The 21,948-nt window shown below is 31.3% G+C and carries 25 protein-coding genes; 13 read left to right on the forward strand and 12 right to left on the reverse strand.

Annotation, left to right across the window (positions count from 1 at the left end; all coding sequences use genetic code 11):
• Positions 1 to 90: 90 nt before the first annotated feature.
• Together P8K68_RS12745 and P8K68_RS12750 are read right to left on the reverse strand one after the other, a co-directional pair.
• A complete protein-coding gene (locus tag P8K68_RS12745; protein WP_300251614.1) occupies positions 91 to 1,389 on the reverse strand; it encodes a glyceraldehyde-3-phosphate dehydrogenase in 1,299 nt (432 codons plus the stop codon).
• A gap of 174 nt (positions 1,390 to 1,563) precedes the next feature.
• Positions 1,564 to 2,964, reverse strand: a complete 1,401-nt coding sequence (locus P8K68_RS12750) for a trypsin-like peptidase domain-containing protein (protein WP_300251616.1) — start codon at positions 2,962 to 2,964, stop codon at positions 1,564 to 1,566.
• 292 nt (positions 2,965 to 3,256) lie between these two features.
• On the opposite strand from P8K68_RS12750, the gene dapF reads away from it, so the two are divergent.
• The 5 genes from dapF (at position 3,257) to P8K68_RS12775 (ending at position 7,277) form a co-directional block, all read left to right on the forward strand.
• Entirely contained in the window at positions 3,257 to 4,030 is a 774-nt protein-coding gene (gene dapF / locus P8K68_RS12755; protein WP_300251796.1) for a diaminopimelate epimerase, read from the forward strand.
• Positions 4,027 to 4,551: a GNAT family N-acetyltransferase gene (locus tag P8K68_RS12760; protein WP_300251618.1), complete on the forward strand. Its 525-nt coding sequence runs from the start codon at positions 4,027 to 4,029 to the stop codon at positions 4,549 to 4,551. Before dapF ends, P8K68_RS12760 begins: the two co-directional genes overlap by 4 nt.
• On the forward strand, positions 4,552 to 5,595 hold the full coding sequence (gene mltG, locus P8K68_RS12765) for an endolytic transglycosylase MltG (RefSeq protein ID WP_300251620.1): 1,044 nt from the start codon (positions 4,552 to 4,554) through the stop codon (positions 5,593 to 5,595).
• The gene (locus tag P8K68_RS12770; protein ID WP_300251622.1) at positions 5,595 to 6,506 is read left to right on the forward strand and encodes a DUF2279 domain-containing protein; all 912 of its coding nucleotides are present in this window, start codon (positions 5,595 to 5,597) and stop codon (positions 6,504 to 6,506) included. Before mltG ends, P8K68_RS12770 begins: the two co-directional genes overlap by 1 nt.
• A gap of 111 nt (positions 6,507 to 6,617) precedes the next feature.
• A complete protein-coding gene (locus P8K68_RS12775; protein WP_300251624.1) occupies positions 6,618 to 7,277 on the forward strand; it encodes a peptidoglycan-binding protein LysM in 660 nt (219 codons plus the stop codon).
• Positions 7,278 to 7,285: 8 nt separating this feature from the next.
• Here the strand turns inward: P8K68_RS12775 and P8K68_RS12780 are convergent, their stop codons facing one another.
• From P8K68_RS12780 to dnaA, 3 genes are read right to left on the reverse strand one after another with little or no spacing between them, the layout of a single operon-like run.
• Entirely contained in the window at positions 7,286 to 8,002 is a 717-nt protein-coding gene (locus P8K68_RS12780) for an SAM-dependent methyltransferase (RefSeq protein ID WP_300251627.1), read from the reverse strand.
• Positions 8,003 to 8,007: 5 nt separating this feature from the next.
• On the reverse strand, positions 8,008 to 8,457 hold the full coding sequence (locus P8K68_RS12785) for a low molecular weight protein-tyrosine-phosphatase (protein ID WP_300251629.1): 450 nt from the start codon (positions 8,455 to 8,457) through the stop codon (positions 8,008 to 8,010).
• Positions 8,458 to 8,468: 11 nt separating this feature from the next.
• On the reverse strand, positions 8,469 to 9,896 hold the full coding sequence (gene dnaA, locus P8K68_RS12790; RefSeq protein WP_300251631.1) for a chromosomal replication initiator protein DnaA: 1,428 nt from the start codon (positions 9,894 to 9,896) through the stop codon (positions 8,469 to 8,471).
• 187 nt (positions 9,897 to 10,083) lie between these two features.
• Between dnaA and P8K68_RS12795 the strand changes: the two genes are divergently transcribed.
• Positions 10,084 to 10,482: a thioesterase family protein gene (locus tag P8K68_RS12795; protein WP_300251634.1), complete on the forward strand. Its 399-nt coding sequence runs from the start codon at positions 10,084 to 10,086 to the stop codon at positions 10,480 to 10,482.
• A 1-nt stretch (position 10,483) separates the two neighbouring features.
• On the opposite strand, the gene P8K68_RS12800 is transcribed toward P8K68_RS12795, so the two are convergent.
• The 4 genes from P8K68_RS12800 to P8K68_RS12815 are packed head-to-tail and all read right to left on the reverse strand — an operon-like array spanning position 10,484 to position 13,171.
• Positions 10,484 to 11,089 carry a YigZ family protein gene (locus P8K68_RS12800; RefSeq protein ID WP_300251636.1) on the reverse strand — a complete coding sequence of 202 codons (606 nt, stop codon included), beginning with the start codon at positions 11,087 to 11,089 and terminating at the stop codon, positions 10,484 to 10,486.
• A gap of 12 nt (positions 11,090 to 11,101) precedes the next feature.
• Positions 11,102 to 11,716 (reverse strand): HAD family phosphatase, encoded by a 615-nt coding sequence (locus P8K68_RS12805; protein ID WP_300251638.1) that lies wholly within the window; start codon positions 11,714 to 11,716, stop codon positions 11,102 to 11,104.
• Entirely contained in the window at positions 11,709 to 12,713 is a 1,005-nt protein-coding gene (ribD, locus tag P8K68_RS12810) for a bifunctional diaminohydroxyphosphoribosylaminopyrimidine deaminase/5-amino-6-(5-phosphoribosylamino)uracil reductase RibD (protein ID WP_300251639.1), read from the reverse strand. The genes P8K68_RS12805 and ribD overlap by 8 nt, the downstream gene beginning before the upstream one ends.
• Before the next feature lie 2 nt (positions 12,714 to 12,715).
• Positions 12,716 to 13,171: a hypothetical protein gene (locus tag P8K68_RS12815; RefSeq protein ID WP_300251641.1), complete on the reverse strand. Its 456-nt coding sequence runs from the start codon at positions 13,169 to 13,171 to the stop codon at positions 12,716 to 12,718.
• Between the two features lie 53 nt (positions 13,172 to 13,224).
• Between P8K68_RS12815 and P8K68_RS12820 the strand changes: the two genes are divergently transcribed.
• From P8K68_RS12820 to P8K68_RS12835, 4 genes are all read left to right on the forward strand, one after another.
• Positions 13,225 to 13,722: a GNAT family N-acetyltransferase gene (locus P8K68_RS12820; protein ID WP_300251643.1), complete on the forward strand. Its 498-nt coding sequence runs from the start codon at positions 13,225 to 13,227 to the stop codon at positions 13,720 to 13,722.
• A gap of 9 nt (positions 13,723 to 13,731) precedes the next feature.
• Positions 13,732 to 14,577, forward strand: a complete 846-nt coding sequence (prmC, locus tag P8K68_RS12825) for a peptide chain release factor N(5)-glutamine methyltransferase (RefSeq protein WP_300251645.1) — start codon at positions 13,732 to 13,734, stop codon at positions 14,575 to 14,577.
• Positions 14,577 to 16,574 (forward strand): NAD-dependent DNA ligase LigA, encoded by a 1,998-nt coding sequence (gene ligA, locus P8K68_RS12830; RefSeq protein ID WP_300251648.1) that lies wholly within the window; start codon positions 14,577 to 14,579, stop codon positions 16,572 to 16,574. The genes prmC and ligA overlap by 1 nt, the downstream gene beginning before the upstream one ends.
• Positions 16,575 to 16,661: 87 nt before the next feature.
• The gene (locus tag P8K68_RS12835; RefSeq protein WP_300251651.1) at positions 16,662 to 17,399 is read left to right on the forward strand and encodes a hypothetical protein; all 738 of its coding nucleotides are present in this window, start codon (positions 16,662 to 16,664) and stop codon (positions 17,397 to 17,399) included.
• Positions 17,400 to 17,402: 3 nt separating this feature from the next.
• Here the strand turns inward: P8K68_RS12835 and P8K68_RS12840 are convergent, their stop codons facing one another.
• The 3 genes from P8K68_RS12840 to P8K68_RS12850 all read right to left on the reverse strand — a co-directional run bounded on the left by P8K68_RS12840 (position 17,403) and on the right by P8K68_RS12850 (position 19,529).
• A complete protein-coding gene (locus P8K68_RS12840) occupies positions 17,403 to 17,783 on the reverse strand; it encodes a DoxX family protein (RefSeq protein WP_300251656.1) in 381 nt (126 codons plus the stop codon).
• A gap of 66 nt (positions 17,784 to 17,849) precedes the next feature.
• The gene (locus P8K68_RS12845; protein ID WP_300251659.1) at positions 17,850 to 18,767 is read right to left on the reverse strand and encodes a metallophosphatase; all 918 of its coding nucleotides are present in this window, start codon (positions 18,765 to 18,767) and stop codon (positions 17,850 to 17,852) included.
• 3 nt (positions 18,768 to 18,770) lie between these two features.
• Positions 18,771 to 19,529 carry a 5'-nucleotidase gene (locus tag P8K68_RS12850; RefSeq protein WP_300251662.1) on the reverse strand — a complete coding sequence of 253 codons (759 nt, stop codon included), beginning with the start codon at positions 19,527 to 19,529 and terminating at the stop codon, positions 18,771 to 18,773.
• Between the two features lie 57 nt (positions 19,530 to 19,586).
• On the opposite strand from P8K68_RS12850, the gene P8K68_RS12855 reads away from it, so the two are divergent.
• The 3 genes from P8K68_RS12855 to bamD all read left to right on the forward strand — a co-directional run bounded on the left by P8K68_RS12855 (position 19,587) and on the right by bamD (position 21,948).
• Complete coding sequence (locus tag P8K68_RS12855; protein WP_300251664.1) at positions 19,587 to 20,108, forward strand: hypothetical protein; 522 nt, start codon at positions 19,587 to 19,589, stop codon at positions 20,106 to 20,108.
• A 2-nt stretch (positions 20,109 to 20,110) separates the two neighbouring features.
• Positions 20,111 to 20,989, forward strand: a complete 879-nt coding sequence (gene dapA / locus P8K68_RS12860; protein ID WP_300251667.1) for a 4-hydroxy-tetrahydrodipicolinate synthase — start codon at positions 20,111 to 20,113, stop codon at positions 20,987 to 20,989.
• 119 nt (positions 20,990 to 21,108) lie between these two features.
• Positions 21,109 to 21,948 (forward strand): outer membrane protein assembly factor BamD, encoded by an 840-nt coding sequence (gene bamD, locus P8K68_RS12865; protein WP_300251669.1) that lies wholly within the window; start codon positions 21,109 to 21,111, stop codon positions 21,946 to 21,948.

Genomic DNA, 21,948 nt, shown 5'->3' on the forward strand with positions numbered 1-21,948 from the left:
GAAATCATACAAATTTTATCAGCATCATTACTTGATAAAACACCTGTAAATGAATTACTTATGAAATCAGATTACAATAATGTCAAAGAACTAAATACTAATCAACTGGTTTTCAACTTGTTTTAAGTGGACACTAGTGACATATTTTATTTGTTCAACTAAATCGCCTTCTAAAGCATATTTTTTTAAAATAGTATTGATTCTATTAAGTGATGTTTTGGTTTCTAATTCTAAATTAAGAATAGCCAAAGACCCATTTGGAACAGGCACACGAATAGCATTAGAAGTTAATTTACCTTCCAAACTTGGTAGAGCTTTTGCAACAGCGCTTCCAGCCCCAGTTTCTGTTATTACCATATTGAGTGCAGCTGCTCTACCACGACGGTATTTTTTATGAAAATTATCAACTAAATTTTGGTCGTTTGTATATGCGTGAATCGTTTCTAAATGGCCGCTTTTAACACCAAAAGAATCTTCAATGGCTTTTAAAACTGGCGTAATAGCATTAGTTGTACAAGATGCCGCAGAAAATATGTTGACTTCATCTGGATTATGTTCTCTGTGGTTTACGCCATATACAATGTTTGGTACTTCAATTCCTGGTGCGGTTAATAAAACCTTTTCTACGCCTTTAGATTTTAAATGTTTACTCAACGTTTCTTTAGCTCTAAAAGCACCTGTATTATCTATCACTAATGCATTATTAATGCCGAATTTAGTATAATCAATATCCTCAGGTGTATTTGCCGTAATAATTTTTACCGTTGTACCATTAATGATCAGAGCGCTTTTTTTAGCATCAATTGAAACGGTTCCTGAAAAATCACCATGAACAGAATCGTTTCGTAACAATGAAGCTCTTTTTTCAAGTATCTGGGCGTCAATAACGCCTCTTGTAACAATAGCTCTTAAACGTAGTTGGCTACCTTTTCCAGTTCTAGTCATAAGCTCTCTAGCGACTAATCTACCAATTCTACCAAAACCATAAAGCACAACATCTTTTGGTTTAATACTTCCATTTTTACGAGCATCTTTTAACTTAGAGGCTACAAATGCTTTGGCATTGTTGTGTTTATTATCTTCTAAATGATATTCGTAAGTAAGTTTCCCAATATCTAATTTTGCTGGAGGAACATTCAGAGCTTTAATAGCTTGAGCAATTTCTACAGAATCAAAAATTGAAATTGGTTTTTGAACAAATTGGGCAGCATATTCATGTAAGCTTAAAATCTGACTTACATTTCTATCAATTAATTGGTTTCTAAAGAGTACCAATTCAATCGATTTGTCATACCATAAATCACTTACAGCTTTAATAAATTCTACCGTTGCTTTTCTACGATCTGCTTGAAAGGCTAGTTCTTTTTCATAAGTGTTGTTAGAACCCATGGCTTAATAGTTTAGTTTGAGGTGTGTTTGTACTAAATGATAATTAAATTTATTTAGTATTATTATAGTAAAAACACCATATTTCAAACGTTTTCGTAAGCTATTATAATAAAAAAATAACCCTTCGAAAATTTAAACATTCGAAGGGTTAATTAATTCGTTAAACGAACTATTTTATCTAAAATTATAACGCTCTTTTTCGCCGTTAGAATTTATAAGCTCTATTCTTAAAGCATCAGAATCAGTGTTTTTAATGGCATTTTGAACATCATCAACAGATTTTACTTTCACATCATTTACAGATGTAATAATGCAGCCTTCTTCAATGCCATTTCTTTTCCAATAATCAGCATACTGAGAATTTAAATCCGTTATTTTTACACCATATGGCGTTTTAAACTTCTTCAAATCAGCAGATTTAGCATTCTTAATTCTACCTACTAAAGGCATCATAAATGTATCATTTTTAGCAAGTTTTACAGGTATCGTTTTAATATCTCCATCTCTTGACACTTTTAAGCTTACCACATCATCAGGTCGTTTAGCACTTAAATACCCAGTTAAATCAGAAAATTTAGAAACTTTAATATTATCTATTTCTTTTATTATATCCCCTTTTTGTACACCTCCAATATCAGCCCCAGAATCTTCAACCACACTATCAATATAAACACCTTCAGTATCTGCAACACCAATTTTTTCAGCCATCATACTATTTAAAGCGCCCCCTTGAATGCCTAAAATACCATTTTGTACATTGCCATATTCCATAATATCTTCAATCACCTTTCTGGCAATATTACTAGGTACCGCAAAAGAATAGCCAACATAAGAGCCTGTTTGAGAGGAAATAGCTGTATTTATACCAACCAACTCACCATTAGTATTCACTAAAGCACCCCCAGAATTACCCGGATTTACCGCAGCATCTGTTTGAATAAAAGACTGTCTGCTTGTACCAGATAAATCCCTAGATTTTGCGCTAATTATTCCCGCAGTAACCGTAGATGTTAAATTAAAAGGATTCCCAACAGCTAAAACCCACTCGCCAATTTTGGCATTATCAGAGTCTGCAAAAGTTACAAACGGTAATTCCTCATCAGCTTCAATTTTTAGTAAGGCAATATCCGTTTTCGAATCTGCACCAATCAATTCCGCAGTGTATGTTTTATTATTATTTAAAGTAACCGATAATTCATGCGCATTTTTAATCACATGATTATTAGTAACTATATACCCATTAGCATTAATAATTACACCAGAACCCGTACCCATTTGTGCCCGTTGTGAAGGTCTTCCAGAAAACAAATCTTGTAGCGTAAATTGTCCCGAACTTAGCGTTACATTTTTTACGTGTACAACAGCATTAACCGTGTTTTCAGCAGCAACAGTAAAATCTATTTTATCCTCCGCACTAAATAAGGTATTCATATTAGTGGTAGGTAAAAATGTGGCGTTTGTATTTTCTGCCGAAACCAAAATAGGTTGCTCTTCTTCCAAATAAAGTTTGTAGGTGCCTAATGTAAAAATGCCACCTAACGCAGAAACCAATACTAGTGTTAAAATCTTCTTCATAATTTTCAGTTTAAGTTTTATTAACGATTAAAAATAATTATTTATTGAATCAAAAATTCAACTTTAACGACGATTTAACAACCCTACTCTCAATAATTATTTGGGCGTTACCACAAGTGTCGGGCTATCCGTTACAAGTCCTCGGTCGTACCTCCCTGTGGGCTTTTCACTGCTATCCCTAACGCGCTTCCTATTCAAATTTATTCAAAAACAACAAGCTTTTAGTGTACCAGCCAAAATTCTCACTAAGCATCAAAAAATTTAAATCACTTCTTTATCTTTGCAACATATTATGCAACAAACCTTTTATAAATACCAAGGCACAGGAAACGATTTTGTGATGATTGATAATCGTCAACAAATATTCGACAAAAATGATACCAAACGTATCGCGTTTTTATGCGACAGACGTTTTGGCATAGGAGCAGATGGACTCATATTATTAGAGAATCATCCAGAGTACGATTTTAAAATGGTATACTACAATGCAGATGGAAATGAAAGTTCTATGTGCGGAAACGGCGGGCGTTGTTTAGTGGCATTTGCAAAACAATTAGGCGTTATAAAAGATAAAGCCATTTTCGAGGCCATTGATGGTTTGCATCATGCAACCATAGCTAATGGTACCGTTAAGCTTCAAATGCAAGATGTTGATGTTGTCGAAGCCTATAAAAATCACATATTTTTAAATACAGGTTCTCCGCATCACGTACAATTTGAAAATGATATTGAAGATTTCGATATAAAAGCTAAAGGGGCCAATATTCGTTACGGTGCGCCTTATAATGAAGCAGGTACTAACGTCAACTTTGTTAAGAAACAAACCGACGAAGCGTTTAGAGTAAGAACCTACGAACGTGGCGTAGAAGACGAAACCTTATCTTGTGGAACAGGCGTTACCGCCGTTGCTATTGCCATGTATTATATGGGGGAAACCGAAAAAAATCATGTAACCCTTAATGTGGAAGGTGGAAAATTAGAGGTGTGTTTTAATGTTGAAAATAACATCTATAAAAATGTGTGGCTTATTGGTCCTGCAACATTTGTTTATAAAGGGTCTATATGATAACTTTAAAAGGCGAAAACATATATTTACGTGCTTTAGAGCCTGAAGATTTAGAGTTTATACATGCCATTGAAAACGATGAGTCCATCTGGGAAATTAGTAATACCAACACCCCATATTCTAAGTTTTTAATCAAACAGTATTTAGACCATGCGCATAAAGATATTTTTGAAGTCAAGCAATTGCGTTTGGTTATTTCAGATTATGATAATGTAGCTTTGGGTATGATTGATTTATTCGATTTTGATTTTAAACATAGAAGGGCAGGAGTTGGTGTTTTAGTTAAAGAACCTCATGATAGATTAAAAGGTTACGGTCGTGAAGCCTTAAAATTACTAATTGATTATAGTTTTACGCAATTAGATCTACATCAATTATATTGCAATATTTCTGAAGAAAATGATGCGAGTGTAAAATTGTTTTCTAATCAGGGATTTAAAAAAATTGGACTTAAAAAAGATTGGAACTATGTAAACGGTTCTTTCAAAAACGAATATTTATTTCAGCTTATTAAAAATTAAATGTATATAAAAAAGATTCTTTTAGCAATTTTAGTCATTGGCCTTATTGTGGCTGCTTTTTTTGCAAATTTTGTTTATAAGGCGATGTTGAAACCCAATACAGCTTTTAATAATGAAATAGCTTATTTGTATATTCCATCAAATGCAAGTTATGAGGTGGTTCGTAATCAATTAGAACCTTTATTGGAAGATATTGAATCTTTTGATGATTTAGCGGAACAAAAAAAATACACAACCAACATAAAAGCAGGTCGTTTTGAAATTAAAAACGGAATGACTAACAATGATATTATAAATTCTATAAGAAGTAGAAACCTACCAATTATATTGTCTTTTAATAACCAAGAAACTTTAGAGAAGCTTGCAGGACGTGTTGCTAGCCAAATTGAAGCAGACAGTATTTCGCTTTTAAAAGCTATGAAAGACAACTCTTTTTTAGCTAAAAATAATTTTAAAGCAGAAACCGCTTTAGGGATGTATTTGCCTAATAGTTATGAGTTTTTCTGGAATACTTCAGCTGAAACCTTCCGTAAAAGAATGCTTAAAGAATATTCTCGTTTTTGGACAGAAACTAGAATAAAAAAAGCGCATGCTATTGGTTTATCTCAAGATCAGGTTATTACACTGGCTTCTATAGTTTATGAAGAATCAAAACAAGCTTCAGAGCAACCAAGAATTGCAGGTGTTTATTTAAATCGATTAAGAATAGGCATGCCACTGCAAGCTGATCCTACTTTAAAATTTGCAGCATACCAACTTCCAAAGTATAAGAATACGGTTATAAAACGTGTTTTAAATGTTCATAAAGAAATAGAATCACCTTATAATACATATAAAAATAGAGGTTTGCCACCAGGATTAATTGCTATGCCAGATATCTCAGCAATAAATGCAGTATTAAATCATGAAAACCACAAATACTTATATTTTGCTGCCGATGCTAAAAATTTTGGCTTCCATAAATTTGCAAAAAATTTAGCGCAGCATAATGTAAATGCTAGAGAATACCATAGGTATTTGTCATCTCAAGGGATAAATAAATAGTGCGTTTTTCGGTAATAAAACATATTATTCTTTTTATTTTATTACCAATAGTTTCTTTTTCACAATCTAAACTAGATACCTTTTTAACTCCTAGTGATACGCTAAATAAAACTAGGCGTAATGCTGTAATTCTTGCAGAGGCTTCTTTAGGAGCTTTAACCCTTATTGGACTTAATCAACTTTGGTATGCTGATTTTGAGCGCTCAAAATTCCAGACCATTAATGATAATAGTGAGTGGTTACAAATGGACAAGTTAGGTCATGTTTTTACATCTTATCAACTCGGGAAACATGGGGCTCAATTATTAAACTGGAGTGGGGTTAGTGAGCGCGACCAATTATTATATGGAGCAACATTAGGATTTACGTTTTTATCAGCTGTGGAAATGTTAGATGGGTATTCTTCAGAATGGGGGTTTTCATGGGGAGATATTTTAGCTAATGGCGCAGGAACAAGTCTCTATGTTGGTCAAGAATTACTTTGGAAAGAACAACGAATTGCCTTAAAATACTCTTTTCATCAAACAAAATATGCAAATCGACGTCCAGATAAGCTTGGAGAAACCTACTTAGAGCAAATCTTGAAAGACTACAATGGGCAAACCTATTGGCTTAGTGCTAATTTACATGCATTTTTTAAAGAGAGTAAAATTCCTAAATGGTTAAATGTGGCTGTAGGCTATGGAGGAGAAGGGATGCTCTCTGGAACAAAAGATGTTGACAATGAGCTGTTAACAACTAATCAGCGTTACAGGCAGTATTATTTAAGTTTTGATTTAAATTTGAATGCGATTAGGACAAATTCAAAATTGTTAAGGTCTATTTTTGATGTTTTTAATATGATAAAAATACCGCTTCCCACCATAGAATTCAATAAAAAAAGAGCTGTATTTTATCTATTCTACAATTAAAAATAGCACATAAACGATTAATTTTGAAGTTATTTAAAAAAAGTTTAATTTTGCGCCCTCAAATTTCAAGGTGTATTTATTAAAAATAATATACTGAAAAAATTTAAAATTATGATAAGGAATATTGCAAGTTACACGTCATTGACGCTTACAATATTAGTTCTATTGTATGTATCGTTTCAATCTAATGAAACTATTGGTTTAAGTAAGTATTCTACAGAAGGCTTAAACTTAAATTACACAGTAAGCATTGATGCTATTGTGAATGAAAATCAATCTCTATTAACTGATTCTGATTTTGAGTTTTCTCCTTATTTAGGGAAATCATTTGTTGGTTTTAAAGAAGCTTTGGCTTTTAAAGAGTCTGGTGGCGATTATGCATCAGTAAATACGTATGGGTATTTAGGTAAATATCAATTTGGTTCTGAAACTTTAAAACTTATTGGGATAAATAATCCTGAAAAGTTTTTAACGAATCCTAAATTACAAGAAAAAGCATTTATTGCAAATGCAGCTCGTAACAAATGGATTTTAAGACGCGATATAAAGAATTTTGTTGGAAAACGAATCAACGGAATCATAATAACAGAATCTGGAATACTAGCGGCTGCGCACCTTGCAGGTCCTGGAAGTGTGAAAAAATACTTAAGAAGTTACGGTCTAGATAATTTTGCTGATGGATACGGTACTACAGTACATTATTATATGAAGCGTTTTTCAGGGTACGATACATCTTTTGTTAAACCTAATCAGAGAGCAAAAGCTATTTAGGTTTTTAGTTAGCTTTTATGAATAATAAATATGGTAGGTCTCTTGTGGAGGTCTACCTTATTTTTTTTCCATTGATTTGCAGATTGTGTTTTTATAAACTCAGTACTTAAAGTTATATCACAAGCCACACAGACATTGGTATTGTTTTCTAAAACTGCAGATAAAACCTCTAGAATCTTATTATTTCTATAAGGTGTTTCAATAAATATTTGAGACTGATTATATTCAAATGATAATCGTTCTAGTCTTTTAATTTCATTCTTACGTGCATCTTTATCAATAGGCAGGTAGCCATTAAACGTAAAGCTTTGGCCATTCATACCAGAGCTCATCATAGCCATTAAAATAGAAGACGGGCCAACCAAAGGAACAACTTTTATGTTTTTTTGATGTGCTAATTTTACTATATCAGCACCAGGATCAGCAACACCAGGGCAGCCAGCTTCAGATAATAAGCCAACATTAGTGCCGTTTAAACAAGGGTTTAAAAACGACGGTAAATCAGATTCCTCTGTAAACTTGTTTAAATGAAACATTTTTAGCGAAGGCTGTGATTTGTCTGGGCTAATTTTTTTTATAAACCGTCTTGCTGTTTTGTCATTTTCAACAATAAAGGTGTCAATATTATCAATGGCATCTTTAACTGTAATCGGTAAAACCTCTAAGGGTTCGTTGTCACCTAGAGTTGTTGGTATAAGATATAATTTGCCAATTTGATTATTCATTTAGTCTACAATACGTTTTTAGCAATATTATCACAAGCTTCATCTAGCATTTGATATACATTTTCAAAACCATTATCCCCTCCATAATACGGGTCTGGAACTTCATAGTTTTTTCCTGGGTGGACTTCATTCAAAATTAATTTTACTTTAGCAATATCTTCGGCATTTCTTGCTAGCTTAACCACATTTTGAAAATTAGATTCGTCCATAACATATATGAAATCAAAAAGGTCGAAATCTGAAATATCAAATTGACGTCCTCTTAAGTTTGAAATATCCAATCCGTATTTTCTTGCCACTGCAATAGAGCGTTTATCAGGCGTACTATTTACATGATAGTTAGCGGTTCCTGCAGAATCTACTATGAAATCTTTTGAAAGTTTTGATTGCAATATACCCTCAGCTAGAGGAGAACGACAAATGTTTCCTAGGCAAACCATCAAAATTTTAGTCATGATGCGGTTATTTAAACAGAAAGTTTTTTCGTGATGTCTTCAACATATTTTCTGAATTGTTTGTCAGTTGAAGATAAGTTATCTACTGTTTTGCAGGCATGTAAAACAGTGGCATGGTCGCGTTTTCCAATTTGAGACCCAATACTTGCTAAAGACGCTTTAGTTAATTTTTTAGCAAAAAACATGGCTAATTGACGTGCTTGAACAATATGGCGCTTTCTAGTTTTTGATTGTAAAGTATCAACATCCATTTGAAAGTAATCAGATACTATTTTTTGGATATAATCTATAGAAACTTCGCGTTTGGTGTTTTTTACAAATTTTTCAACTATAATACGTGCTAAATCAAGAGTGATTTCTTTTTTATTGAATGATGATTGTGCAATTAATGAAATGTTTTCACCTTCAAGTTCTCTAACATTAGATTTAATGTTTTTAGCAACATATTCAATAATATCTTCAGGCATTTCAACACCATCACGATATAATTTGTTTTTTAATATAGAAACACGAGTTTCGAAATCAGGATTTTGTAATTCTGCAGATAACCCCCATTTAAAGCGTGATAATAAACGTTGCTCGATATCTTGCATATCAACAGGTGCCTTGTCGCTAGTTAAAATAACTTGCTTCCCATTTTGATGTAAATGATTGAATATATGGAAAAATACATCTTGTGTTCCCGTTTTTCCTGATAAGAACTGTACATCATCAATAATCAGAACATCGATGATTTGATAAAAATGAATAAAATCATTTCTATTATTCTTTTTTACAGCATCAATATATTGTTGTGTGAACTTTTCAGCAGAAATATATAAAACTGTTTTTTCTGGATATTTATCTTTAATATCAACACCAATAGCATGTGCCAAGTGTGTTTTTCCTAAACCAACACCCCCAAATATTAGTAATGGATTGAAGGATGTGCCACCTGGTTTATTCGCCACTGCTAATCCAGCACTACGCGCCAATCTATTAGAATCGCCTTCTAAGAAATTTTCAAAACTATAATTTGGATTAAGCTGAGATTCAATTTTTACATTTCTAATACCAGGAATTACAAACGGATTACGTAATTCTGGGCTTTTATTATTTAAAGGAGCATCAACATCTTGAGATTTTAATGCACCTCTATTGGAGCTAGGAATTTTTTCAGTAAAAGGCTGCTTGTTGCCATAGGTGTTTTCCATTTTAATAATGTAAACAAGTTTGGCAGTTTCTCCTAGTTCTTTAGTAAGTGAAACTTTAAGGATTTTGACATAATGCTCTTCAAGCCATTCGTAAAAGAATTTACTAGGTACTTGAATGCTTAAAGCTTTATCAGTAAGTTTAACTGCTTTTATTGGTTCAAACCAAGTTTTGTATGCTTGCGGTTGAATGTTATCCTTTATGAATTCCAAACAATTTCCCCATACCGATTCCACAGTTACACTCATGTTTATATTTTGTAGTATTTGTTGATTATATTATATATGAAAAATGACTTTTCATATCCCCCTTTTAATACGCGGCAAATATGTGAATAAAATTCTTAAAAAAAAAATGATTTACTATTGAATTTTAAGAAATATTTCCTCATGTTTAACACTTTTCGAAACTACAAAAAAATATTCAATAAAACTTATGAAAATCGATGAAATACAAATTAGAGTGAGATATGGTGAAACAGACCAAATGGGTGTAGTATATCACGGTAACTATGCATTATATCTTGAAATGGGCCGTATTGAGTGGTTGAGGAAATTAGGGGTTTCTTATAAATCTATGGAAGAAAATGGTATCATGTTACCAGTTGTTTCATTAGCTATAAACTATAAAAAATCAGCTGGTTATGATGATGTAATTAATGTAAAAACTGAACTAAAAAATAGACCCACAGCTAAGATTGAATTTGAATATGAAATAACTAATGAAACGGGTGAGATTTTGACTACTGCAAGTACGGTTTTGGTGTTTGTTGATACGAAAACAAACAAACCAATTAAAGCGCCTCAGTATATTTTGGACTTAATTGATAATTAATTTATAGTTTTTTTATTTCAACTTCATAAATATGGTTAAACATATTAAAAACTAGTTCAGCGTTATTTTTTCTTACAGCAATAGTTATCCTACAATCCATCTCTAGTTTTTGATGAATGATAGTAAGCTGGTTTTCTTTTATAACACGCATTACGGTATTCATGTTTTTGTAATCAAAAGAAATTAAATAGTCAATATTAATGGTTTTTTCAATAATATCAGATCCTTCAAGAACCATTTGTGCAGTTGTTCTATAGGCGTTTATTAAACCTCCAACACCTAATTTAACACCGCCAAAATAACGCACAATAACAATCAAAATATTGGTAACTTCAAAAGATTGAATTTGACCATAAATTGGCATTCCTGAACTATTGTTTGGTTCGCCATCATCATTAGCTCGATACGTTATAGTTTCAGTTCCTAATTGGTACGCATAGCACCAATGTCTGGCTTGGTGATGTTGCTTTTTTAGAAGTTCTAAATGAAATTTAGTGTCTTCCTCTGTTTTTACTGGAAATGCATAACCAAAAAACTTAGAATTTTTATCTTTAAATAAAACTTCTTCCGAAGGTTTTGTAATGGTTTTGTAAATATCGTTTTCCATTAAATTTAATCATTATAAAAACAATTCTTTTCTTGTAGTAAATAAGTTGATTACATCTTCTGTTTCAGGGTTAATATGCCATGTTTTAATGTTTAAAGCATTTGCAGCGTCAATATTATCTTTATTATCATCTATAAAAACACAGGCTTCAGCTTTGAGCTTATTTTCGTTTAAAACAAATTCAAAAATATCTTGATTCGGTTTTACCAACTGTATTTCGTGAGAAAGGTAGAAAGCATCAAAACAATTTTTAAACGCTTCATAAAACGGAACATGTTTTTTTATGTAATCAATATGGAGCACATTGGTATTGCTCAATAAAATCAATTTGTATTTTGAAGATTGTTGGAGTTCTTTTAAAAAATTCAATCGCCTTTGTGGAAAATCTTTTAACATGAAATTCCAAATATTGATAAGTTCTTCTTTTGATAATTTTGGGAAGTTATCAGAGTAGAACTCAAGAAATTCATCTGTAGAAATTAGCCCTTGTTCATAAAAGCTATTGAATCCTAACATTTCTTCTGAAAGCTCTTCAATTTGAAACATTTCTAAAGCATGCTTATGTGCTGCTTCAATATTTAGATTAATGAATACATTGCCAAAATCGAAAATGAGGGCTTTAATCATTCTTATATATTTTTAGAGTATCAGTAATTATGTTTATTTCAGACATTAGCCTGCCTTTAAGTTTGGGTGCTTTTACACCTTTTTCAAATTTAACTTGACCTTTAAAAACTCTAGCTTCATCCCAAAGATTTTCATCTATAAAGGTTTGAAGTGTTTTTGCGCCACCTTCAATAATCACCGAATTGATGCTTTTTTGGAATAGTAGATTGCATATCTGTTTCGCTATATGTTTTGAAAAATCGATATTGTTTTTCGAAATTAAAATACTTTCAGCTTCAGCATTAAAAACGGGATATTTTTTTGAGAGCTTTTCATTTTTATCTATAACTATTCTTATGGGATTATTACCAGCCCAATCTCTAGTTGTTAAACTTGGGTTGTCTTCAAGAACCGTGTTTGTTCCTACTAAAATAGCTTGCTCTTCTGTACGCCATTTATGAACGAATTGTCTGGAAAACGAGTTTGTAATCCAAACTGGTTTTTGTTCATTTTTATATTCTGGAGCAATAAAACCATCATTAGTTTCAGCCCATTTCAAAATAATATAAGGCCGTTTCTTATTATGAAATGTAAAAAAGCGTTTATGATGGTTTTTACATTCATTTTCTAAAACTCCAACAGTGACATGGCAGCCAGCATTTTTTAATTTTTCAATGCCTTTGCCGGCAACTTTTTCATGATCGTCAATGCAACCAATAACTACGTTTGGTATATTGTGTTTAATAATCAAATCACTGCAAGGTGGTGTTTTTCCGAAATGCGAACAGGGTTCTAAAGTAACATATAGCGTGGCCTCTTTTAATAAATTTTTATTTGAAACTGAGTTTATCGCATTTACTTCGGCATGATTTCCCCCGTAAGGATGAGTAAAACCTTCACCAATAATAGTATTATTGTGAATAATAACACTACCAACCATAGGATTTGGTCTCGTGTTGCCTAAACCATTTTTTGCAATTTCAAGGCAGCGTTTTATGTAAGTTTCATGAATATTCAATACTAAAATTTAATTTTTACGTCTTCGGTTTGGTCAATATTATAGTAATGAGAAAAGCCTAAAACTTTATATTTTATTTCACCTTTATATTGCACTTTTACTTTTTTACTAAATAAACTTCCTATTAAGCCACCAATACTTTTGTTGCTAAATATACTATCAGTTGGAATATTTGTTTTTAAAGGAATAGAAAATTCTTTTTTTGCCGGTACTTGGAAGCTTTCTGTGGAAACTGATGCCATTTCATTGTTATTTACAAAAACTTTTATCTCATCGGTTTGTAATTCACCACTAATGTCGTTGGGGTTTATAAAATGAGCATCAGCAGAAAAAGTGATATATTTAGAAGTCGATTCTAAAACCTTAATGTTTTCTATAGCAATAAATTGTGGTTTTTCATTTATAGAACAGCTCATGAATAAGCTGCAAATTGTTGATAAGATTATAAGTTTTTTCATTCTAGTTTTTTTCTATTTAACGTATCTTCACTACCTCAAAAGTACCAATTAAAGTGGTTAAAGATACTATAGTTATACGAGAAATTGAACCTCAGGATAATGTACAATTAGAACAAGTTATTCGAGCGTGCTTTTATGAGTTTAAAATACCTTTAGAAGGTACAGCATATTCAGATTCTGAAACTCCAAAAATGTATGAGTCTTATCAAAATACTAACGATATATATTATGTTATTGATTTAAATGGTGAAATTTTAGGCGGCGGCGGTGTAAAACCGTTAACAGATTTTGAAAATGAGATATGCGAAATTCAAAAAATGTATTTCTCTCCAAAAGTAAGAGGGAAAGGTTATGGTAAAGCATTGTTTGAAAAATGTATACAAACAGCCCAGAAATTGGGTTACAAACAGTGTTATGTAGAGTCTGCGCCACAACTTAAAGCTGCTATTCATATTTATGAAAGTTATGGTTTTAAGCATTTAAAAGGAGCGCTAGGGAATACAGGTCACTATTCTTGTGGTGTTTGGATGTTAAAGGATTTAAAAGATTGAATTTGTAAAATGAAACTAAAAGAAATTAAAAGCACATTTCATCAAGAATTGGATGTTATATACCCTTCGGAAGAGGTAAATAGTTTCTTTTACATGCTAATTGATCATTATTATAACATCCCAAGAATCACTTTAGTTATTGAGCCTGATTATACGATAGATGATACTGAATCTATTTTAAAAGCTTTAGAGCTATTACAACAACAAAAACCAATTCAATATATAATTGGAGAAACGGAATTTTTCGGTTTACCTTTTAAAGTCAACAAAAATGTTTTAATACCAAGACCAGAAACGGAAGAGTTGGTTGAACGCGTTATAAAACAGGCAGACCATAGTAAGCATATTAAAATTCTAGATATTGGTACTGGAAGTGGATGCATTGCTATTGCGTTAGCTAAAAATTTACCCAATGCTGAAGTTTATGCTTTGGATGTTTCTACAAAAGCGTTAAAAATAGCAAAATATAATGCCGAGTTTAATGCTGTTCATATTGAGTTTGTTGAAGCTGATATTTTAAAAATTAGGCATGTACAGGATTTAAAATTTGATATTATTGTATCCAATCCGCCCTACATACGCGAGCAAGAGAAAACGTTTATGAAACCTAATGTTTTAAATAACGAACCACATTTAGCGTTATTTGTACAAGATGAAAATCCTTTAATTTTTTATGAAGCCATAACCCACTTTGCAGTATCAAATTTGATAGAACAGGGCATGTTGTATTTTGAAATCAATGAATATTTAGGGAAGAATATGATTGAATTGCTAAATGATAATAATTTTAGAGATATAGAATTAAAACAAGATATCTTCAAAAAAGATAGAATGATAAAAGGGATAAAACGCTAATGCATATTATAGAAAAAAAAATACAAAACCTTCGAGACGAATTAAGAGCGCACAATTATAATTATTATGTACTTGATAATGCGACCATTTCAGATTATGATTTTGATGTTAAATTGAAAACACTTCAAGAATTAGAAGCTAAACATCCTGAGTTTTTTGATGCTAATTCGCCAACGCAACGCGTAGGAGGGACTATAACCAAGAATTTTGAAACTACTGTGCATGAGCATCGTATGTATTCTTTAGATAATTCCTATTCGAAAGACGATTTAGAAGATTGGGAAATGCGTATTAAAAAATTAGTCGATGGCGATATTCAATATACCTGTGAGTTAAAATACGATGGCGCATCAATAAGTTTAACCTACGAATATGGTAACTTAATAAAAGCAGTTACCCGAGGAGATGGGTTTCAAGGCGATAATGTAACCGCAAATATAAAAACCATTAAATCGGTACCCTTGCAATTAAAAGGCGATTATCCACCTAAATTTGATATCCGAGGTGAAATTGTTTTGCCGTTTGAAGGATTTAATAAAATGAATGAAGAACGCATTGAAATTGGAGAAGAACCTTATAGAAACCCAAGAAATACAGCGTCAGGAAGTTTAAAATTACAAGATAGTGCAGAGGTGGCTAAACGTCCTTTGGAGTGTTTACTTTATAACTTAACAGGTACTAATTTAGGTGTTAAAACACAATTTGAAAGTCTAGACAAAGCAAGACAATGGGGTTTTAAAGTGCCTGAGGCAGCTAAATTAGCACATTCTATAGATGAAGTTTTAGGATTTATTGAATATTGGGATGTGCATCGTCATAATTTACCATACGAGACTGACGGTGTCGTTGTTAAAGTAAATAATTTACAACAACAAGAAGAGTTAGGGTATACTGCTAAAGCGCCCCGATGGGCTATGGCTTATAAATTTAAAGCGGAGCAAGTTTCAACAAAACTAAATAGTATTACATACCAAGTAGGGCGCACTGGAGCTATAACACCTGTGGCGAATTTAGAACCTGTAGAATTAGCAGGAACTACTGTAAAAAGAGCTTCTTTACACAATGCCGACCAAATAAAGAAACTAGATATACGCGTAGGAGACGAAGTGTATGTTGAAAAAGGAGGTGAAATTATTCCAAAAATTCTTGGAGTAGATTTAAGTAAGCGTCCAGCAAATTCTGAACCTACAATTTATCTAACTCAATGTCCTGAATGTGAAACAGAACTAGTTAGACAAGAAGGTGAAGCACAACACTATTGCCCTAATTATAATGGTTGTAAACCTCAAATTATTGGTAGAATTCAGCATTTTATTTCTAGAAAAGCTATGGATATTGATGGATTAGGAGGAGAAACTGTAGCGCTGTTAGTAAATGAAGGCTTAATTACAAATTATTCAGATTTATATGAATTAACTAAAGCGCAAATCATTCCATTGGAACGTATGGCTGAAAAAAGTGCGGATAACTTGATTCAAGGTATTGAGCAGTCCAAAAATATTCCTTTTGAGCGTGTTATGTTTGCATTAGGAATTCGATATGTAGGAGAAACTGTTGCAAAAAAACTAGTTAAACATTACAAAAATATTGATGCGATAATTGCTGCATCACAAGAAGAATTGATTAATGTAGATGAAATCGGAATTAAAATAGCAGAAAGTGTGACTGCTTTTTTTGCTTCAGAAGAAAATATAGATACAATTAATAGATTGAAAGGTTTTGGTGTTCAGTTAGAAATGTCTGCCGAAGCACTCAGTGGGCAAACAGAATTGCTTAAAGGCGATATTGTTGTTGTTTCTGGAGTTTTTCATTCAGTTTCGAGAACTGAGCTTAAAAAAATTATTGAAGATAACGGAGGAAAGGTGAGTAGTTCTATTTCTTCAAAAACAAGCTATATAGTTGCAGGTGATAATATGGGGCCAAGTAAAAAAGAAAAGGCTGACAAACTTAGTATACCACTGATTTCAGAGAATGAATTCTTACAAAAAGTAGATTAATTTCAGTTTTTTATCGATTAAATGTAAGTTTTTAACGTTTAATTGTAAAATTTGTATATATTTGTACTTCAATAATAAATTACTAATATGTACAAGTCGAAAGTCTTGGTCGGATTTGTTTTAGTATGCTACGTTTTATTTGCTATTTTTGAATTTAGCGGTAATGAAACGTTGGCATATTATTTTCATTCTTTTATTGTGCCACTAATAACAGTTATTTATATATTTTTTGTTAAAAGGAAAAGCAAATTATTTTTATTGTTTTTGATATTCTATTCTTTATCTGATGTTTTGGGAGTAGTGCTTGATAATTTGTCTTATAATGACCCACAACAGCTTTACGATTTTCAATATTATTTTGGTAATGCATTATATATATTTGCGTATATATTTTTAATAATCAAAATTGGAAAATCACTTGATTTTAAATATGTTATTAAAAATTTCAAATTGCATTTTTTAGTTTTAACAATTTTAAATGCTTATTTATTATATGTTTTGCATGCTATAATTAACCCGAATCTGGTATTTGAAAGTGATTATTATTTAGAACTGGTTTATAATATAGTATTGCTTATATTATTATCTATGGCTTTGTTAAATTATTTTTATAATGATAATATCAAGTCGCTTTACTTGTTCTTAGGGGCTTTATGTATTGTGTTTTCTGAGGTATTAGATGTAGCATATATTTATATAACTCAAAGATGTATTTTAAACTTTTTAGCTACAACTTTAGCTCTTGGTGCCTTTTATTTCTTTTATCAACAATCAAAATTATTAAATGTTGTTAATAAAGAAAAAGAGTATTTTATTACAGAATAATGGTTATGTTTTATTTAAAAATGGAATGTCTTTTTTATGTAAAATAAGAATCACTACAGTTAGTGTAAATGTTAACAAAGCTGTAATAAAAAGTAAACCTCCATCATTTTTCACTTCAATTCCTAATTGTGTTAAGTGCATCATGATTGCTCCACCTATAACACCTAAAGTTAAAATAGCTCCCATCCAAACCGTTTTTGGGATAAGTAAAAGTATTCCAGCAATACCCTCTAAAATGCCAATAGCTATTCTTCCTATGGGTTCTAAGCCAATGGTTTCAAATATGTAAACACTATCGGGGTGTGCAGAAAATTTGAATCGTAAGGTCTGAATTAAAATAATGGCTACAATGAGCCGTAAAGTTAGAGGGGTATATTTTTTCATGTTAGGATTGTTTAGTTAAAAACTTAGACGTTATAACCTGAATTTCTTAACAATTCTTTTAAGTGTCTAAACAAAAATAGATGTTCCGTTTGCAGATTTGTTCTTGTTTGAATCAAAATAAAAATCGATTCTACCTAAATTAATACCATAGCATCCAACTTGATTAACTAGCATATTTTTGTCATCAATATTCTTAACTACGGTTGGTTTTGGAAGAAACGTATGGGTATGTCCTCCAATTATTAAATCGATGTCTTTAGTTGCTTTAGCCAAAGATAAATCGCTAATTTTATTTAATTCATTTTTGTAATGATAGCCTAAATGAGATAAACAAATTACTAAATCACAAGCTTCTTCTGTTTTTAAAACACGAACCATGTCTTGACTGATTTCAATAGGGTCTAAATATTTGGTTTCTTTAAACATGGCGGAGTCAACCAGTCCATCAAGCTCAATTCCTAAGCCAAAAACACCTATTTTAACACCAGCTATTCTAAACACTTTATAGGGTTTTGTGTGCGTATCTAAAACGGTATTTGAAAAATCATAATTAGCAGTTATAAATTGAAATTCTGCATGCGGAAGTTGTGCGTACAGACCATCAATGCCATTATCAAAATCATGGTTACCAATAGTTGCCGCATCATACTTTAATTTACTCATTAATTTAAACTCTAACTCACCACCATAGTAATTAAAATAGGGGGTTCCTTGGAAAATATCACCAGCATCTAATAATAGTGTATTTGGGGTTTCTTTTCTAATAGATTCAATTAAACTGGCGCGTCTTGAAACACCTCCTTGGTTGGGGTGTTTTTCGTTTTCTGGACCAAAAGCATCAATATGGCTATGTACATCATTTGTATGGAGAATGGTGATTTTAGTGAATTTTGAAGCGCTTTCAAAAGATTGTAACCCTAAACCTCCTAAGCTAACTAGAGCAGCTCCTGCAGTTGTTTGTTGAATAAAATCTCTACGCTTCATAATTTATTTTATTTGAATAAATCTGTTATCAATAACAGGTTTTATGGTGTCCATTTTATTGAATTTATCTATTAAAATAGTTCTGATTTTATAATTTAAATAATAAGCACTATCGTTTGGTTTAAAAAAACGCATATTGTCGCCACCGTTATAAAGATAATCGTTAGTGGCCACGAAATAAGTTTTACTATTTTTAATGTCTTCTCCTTTTATTTTTGCCTCAACAACCTCAAAATCTTTGTTTAAAATTAAATTTAATTTAGAGATTGGATGTGCTGTTTTCATTTTGCGTAAATAATCAATTAAGCTATTCATTTGAGTGCCTTTTAGCGCTATAATAACAACACTATTTTCAAATGGGATTAATTCAAAGGCTGTTTTTTTTGATATATTTCCTTTGTTTAAAGTCGATCTTATACCACCATGGTTTAGCAGTACCATATCAATGTCTTTTCCTGTTCTACTTTTAAATATTGGATTTGCTTCACTATAGACAGCATCTGCAATAAAATTGCCAATTGCGGTATTAAACTTGCCATCATTTTTTGAATAGGTTGCATATGAAAAGGCTAAAACACTGTCTAAATCTTTTTTAATATGATTCCTGTAGGGTTTAATAAAGGCTTCAATTTCAGAATTAACAGTAAGAGCATCAGTAATTTCAATTTGTACGCCTTCAATTTTTGAGAGTTGGAGTTTTTCTTCTTTACAATTTAGAAAAACAAAAAAATATAACAAAAAAAAGAAATGTGTAAACCTCATCTATAAAGCTAATTTTTGAATGTACTTTTGCTACCTTTGCGCAAAGTATAAAGATAAATGATTTTGCAGGGTTTAAGAGAAAAATCTAATAAAAAGTACTTAAACAAATTGTTAGCAGAACGCACAGTAAATGTTAATAATAACAGAGTTATAAGTTTAGGTGTTATCTTGAATATTGATGAAATTGATGATTTTGAAGCGTTTAGGAAACTTGCTGAATATATTAAGGTAAGGCCAAATAAATTAAAAATTATAGCGTATTCTCCAAGTAAAAAAAACGATTTAAATTCATGGGATGAATGTTATAATCCAAAAGATTTCGGTTGGAAAGGCATTATTAAAAACATTGAATTACAATCTTTTATAGATACTGAATTTGACGTATTAATCAGCTATTATGAAAAAGAAATTTTGGAGTTAAAATTGATTACAGCCCAATCTAAATCTAAATTTAAAATTGGAATTTTACAATCTGATGAGCGTTTAAATGATTTAATTATCAAAACTAATTTGAAACAATTTAACCTTTTTAAGGAGGAAGTTTTTAAATATCTAAACATTTTTAAAAAAATTAAGTAATAATGAATAGTAAGTTTGTAGGAACTGGAGTAGCTTTGGTTACACCATTTAATTCTGATTTGAGTATAGACCATAATGCATTAACTAACATTGTAAATTATAATGTTGAAAATGGTACAGATTACCTCGTTATTTGTGGAACAACAGGGGAGAGCGTAACACTTACTAAGCAAGAAAAAAAGGAAGTAATTGATACTATTTCTAGGGCTAATAATGGCAGATTACCATTAGTTCTAGGTATTGGTGGAAACAATACTATGGCTGTTATAGAAGAAATAAAAACTACCGATTTAAGTGGTATTGATGCCATTTTATCAGTTTCGCCATATTACAGTAAGCCAACTCAAGAAGGTATTTATCAGCATTTTAAGGCTATATCTGAAGCTTCGCCGATAGATATCATACTATATAATGTCCCTGGGCGTACTTCAAAAAATGTTGAGGCTGATACAACTTTAAGGTTAGCTAAAGATTTTGACAACATAGTAGCTATTAAAGAAGCTGGAAATAATATGGCTCAATATTTAGAGCTAATAAAAAATAAACCAGAAGATTTTTTAATACTATCTGGTGATGATGATTTAGCTCTAGCGGTTACCCTAGCTGGGGGATCGGGTGTTATTTCTGTGATTGGGCAAGCGTTTCCAAAAGAATTTTCTAATATGATTCGATTAGGGTTAAAGGGCGACGATAAGGCAGCTTACAAACTCCATAATAGACTTATAGATATTATAGGTTATATTTTTGAAGAAAATAATCCAGCAGGAATTAAAGCTGTTTTTGAAGCTTTAAATTTATGTCAAGATACGGTTAGATTACCTTTAGTTACAGCATCAATTAACTTAAAAGCAAAAATTACAGATTTTGTAAATGCCTTTTAGTTTGTTAAATATTACTTAAACCTTTTAATTGCTAGCATTATGCTACTATTTTAGCCTTAAAATAATATTTTTAAAATCCATATTAATAGCGTATTTTTGCGTGCTGTATTAAAAAATCTATGACTAAATTTTTTTACATACTAATTGCTTTTACTTTTTTAAGTAGTTGTAACGAATATCAAAAGGCTTTAAAGGCTGAAGGAGAAGATGCTATAGCTAAAAAATTTAAAATTGGAGAAGCCTTATACAACGAGGGTAAATTTGCTAAGGCTAATAAGCTTTTTGCTCAAATTGTTCCTAATTACAGAGGTAAACCACAAGCTGAAAAATTAATGTATTTATATTCAAATACATTTTACCAAATGCATGATTATTATGTAGCTGGTTATCAATTTGAGCGTTTTGCATCAAGCTATCCAAAGAGTGAGAAGTTAGAAGAAGCCTCATTTATTAGTGCAAAAAGTTATTACCAACTCTCTCCCGTATTTAGTAAAGACCAAACAGAAACAAAAGATGCTATTGAAAAACTTCAAGAATTTATTAATTTGTTTCCAGAATCAGAATATGTTTCGGAAGCAAATACATTAATTCAAGAACTAGATTTTAAGCTTGAAAAAAAGGCTTATGGAATAGCTAAACAATATAACCTAATATCAGATTATCCTGCCTCAGTAAGATCTTTTGATAATTTTATATTTGATTTCCCTGGCTCTAAATTGCGTGAAGACGCCTTGTTTTATAGATTAGATTCTGCATATAAATTAGCAATTAGAAGTGTAGAATATAAGAATACACTTCAAAACGGAATGGTATACTTAAAAAAAGAACGGTTAGAGACTGCAAAAGAATATTCTGAGGCATTCAAAAAGAGTTATGCCAATTCAAAATATATGGAAGATGTTAATGAAATGGCATCAGCTATAAACAATCAACTAAAAAGTTACAGCACAAAAAGTTAA

This window comes from Algibacter sp. (assembly GCF_029245835.1).
In the GTDB taxonomy this organism is placed as follows: domain Bacteria; phylum Bacteroidota; class Bacteroidia; order Flavobacteriales; family Flavobacteriaceae; genus Algibacter_B.

What these genes read in the sequence shown, in the direction of transcription:
- P8K68_RS12745 (WP_300251614.1), bottom strand. Translation starts at nt 1,389, where the DNA reads ATGGGTTCTAACAACACTTATGAAAAAGAACTAGCCTTTCAAGCAGAT.
- P8K68_RS12750 (WP_300251616.1), bottom strand. Translation starts at nt 2,964, where the DNA reads ATGAAGAAGATTTTAACACTAGTATTGGTTTCTGCGTTAGGTGGCATT.
- dapF (WP_300251796.1), top strand. Translation starts at nt 3,257, where the DNA reads ATGCAACAAACCTTTTATAAATACCAAGGCACAGGAAACGATTTTGTG.
- P8K68_RS12760 (WP_300251618.1), top strand. Translation starts at nt 4,027, where the DNA reads ATGATAACTTTAAAAGGCGAAAACATATATTTACGTGCTTTAGAGCCT.
- mltG (WP_300251620.1), top strand. Translation starts at nt 4,552, where the DNA reads ATGTATATAAAAAAGATTCTTTTAGCAATTTTAGTCATTGGCCTTATT.
- P8K68_RS12775 (WP_300251624.1), top strand. Translation starts at nt 6,618, where the DNA reads ATGATAAGGAATATTGCAAGTTACACGTCATTGACGCTTACAATATTA.
- P8K68_RS12780 (WP_300251627.1), bottom strand. Translation starts at nt 8,002, where the DNA reads ATGAATAATCAAATTGGCAAATTATATCTTATACCAACAACTCTAGGT.
- P8K68_RS12785 (WP_300251629.1), bottom strand. Translation starts at nt 8,457, where the DNA reads ATGACTAAAATTTTGATGGTTTGCCTAGGAAACATTTGTCGTTCTCCT.
- dnaA (WP_300251631.1), bottom strand. Translation starts at nt 9,896, where the DNA reads ATGAGTGTAACTGTGGAATCGGTATGGGGAAATTGTTTGGAATTCATA.
- P8K68_RS12795 (WP_300251634.1), top strand. Translation starts at nt 10,084, where the DNA reads ATGAAAATCGATGAAATACAAATTAGAGTGAGATATGGTGAAACAGAC.
- P8K68_RS12800 (WP_300251636.1), bottom strand. Translation starts at nt 11,089, where the DNA reads ATGGAAAACGATATTTACAAAACCATTACAAAACCTTCGGAAGAAGTT.
- P8K68_RS12805 (WP_300251638.1), bottom strand. Translation starts at nt 11,716, where the DNA reads ATGATTAAAGCCCTCATTTTCGATTTTGGCAATGTATTCATTAATCTA.
- P8K68_RS12815 (WP_300251641.1), bottom strand. Translation starts at nt 13,171, where the DNA reads ATGAAAAAACTTATAATCTTATCAACAATTTGCAGCTTATTCATGAGC.
- prmC (WP_300251645.1), top strand. Translation starts at nt 13,732, where the DNA reads ATGAAACTAAAAGAAATTAAAAGCACATTTCATCAAGAATTGGATGTT.
- ligA (WP_300251648.1), top strand. Translation starts at nt 14,577, where the DNA reads ATGCATATTATAGAAAAAAAAATACAAAACCTTCGAGACGAATTAAGA.
- P8K68_RS12835 (WP_300251651.1), top strand. Translation starts at nt 16,662, where the DNA reads ATGTACAAGTCGAAAGTCTTGGTCGGATTTGTTTTAGTATGCTACGTT.
- P8K68_RS12840 (WP_300251656.1), bottom strand. Translation starts at nt 17,783, where the DNA reads ATGAAAAAATATACCCCTCTAACTTTACGGCTCATTGTAGCCATTATT.
- P8K68_RS12845 (WP_300251659.1), bottom strand. Translation starts at nt 18,767, where the DNA reads ATGAAGCGTAGAGATTTTATTCAACAAACAACTGCAGGAGCTGCTCTA.
- P8K68_RS12850 (WP_300251662.1), bottom strand. Translation starts at nt 19,529, where the DNA reads ATGAGGTTTACACATTTCTTTTTTTTGTTATATTTTTTTGTTTTTCTA.
- P8K68_RS12855 (WP_300251664.1), top strand. Translation starts at nt 19,587, where the DNA reads ATGATTTTGCAGGGTTTAAGAGAAAAATCTAATAAAAAGTACTTAAAC.
- dapA (WP_300251667.1), top strand. Translation starts at nt 20,111, where the DNA reads ATGAATAGTAAGTTTGTAGGAACTGGAGTAGCTTTGGTTACACCATTT.
- bamD (WP_300251669.1), top strand. Translation starts at nt 21,109, where the DNA reads ATGACTAAATTTTTTTACATACTAATTGCTTTTACTTTTTTAAGTAGT.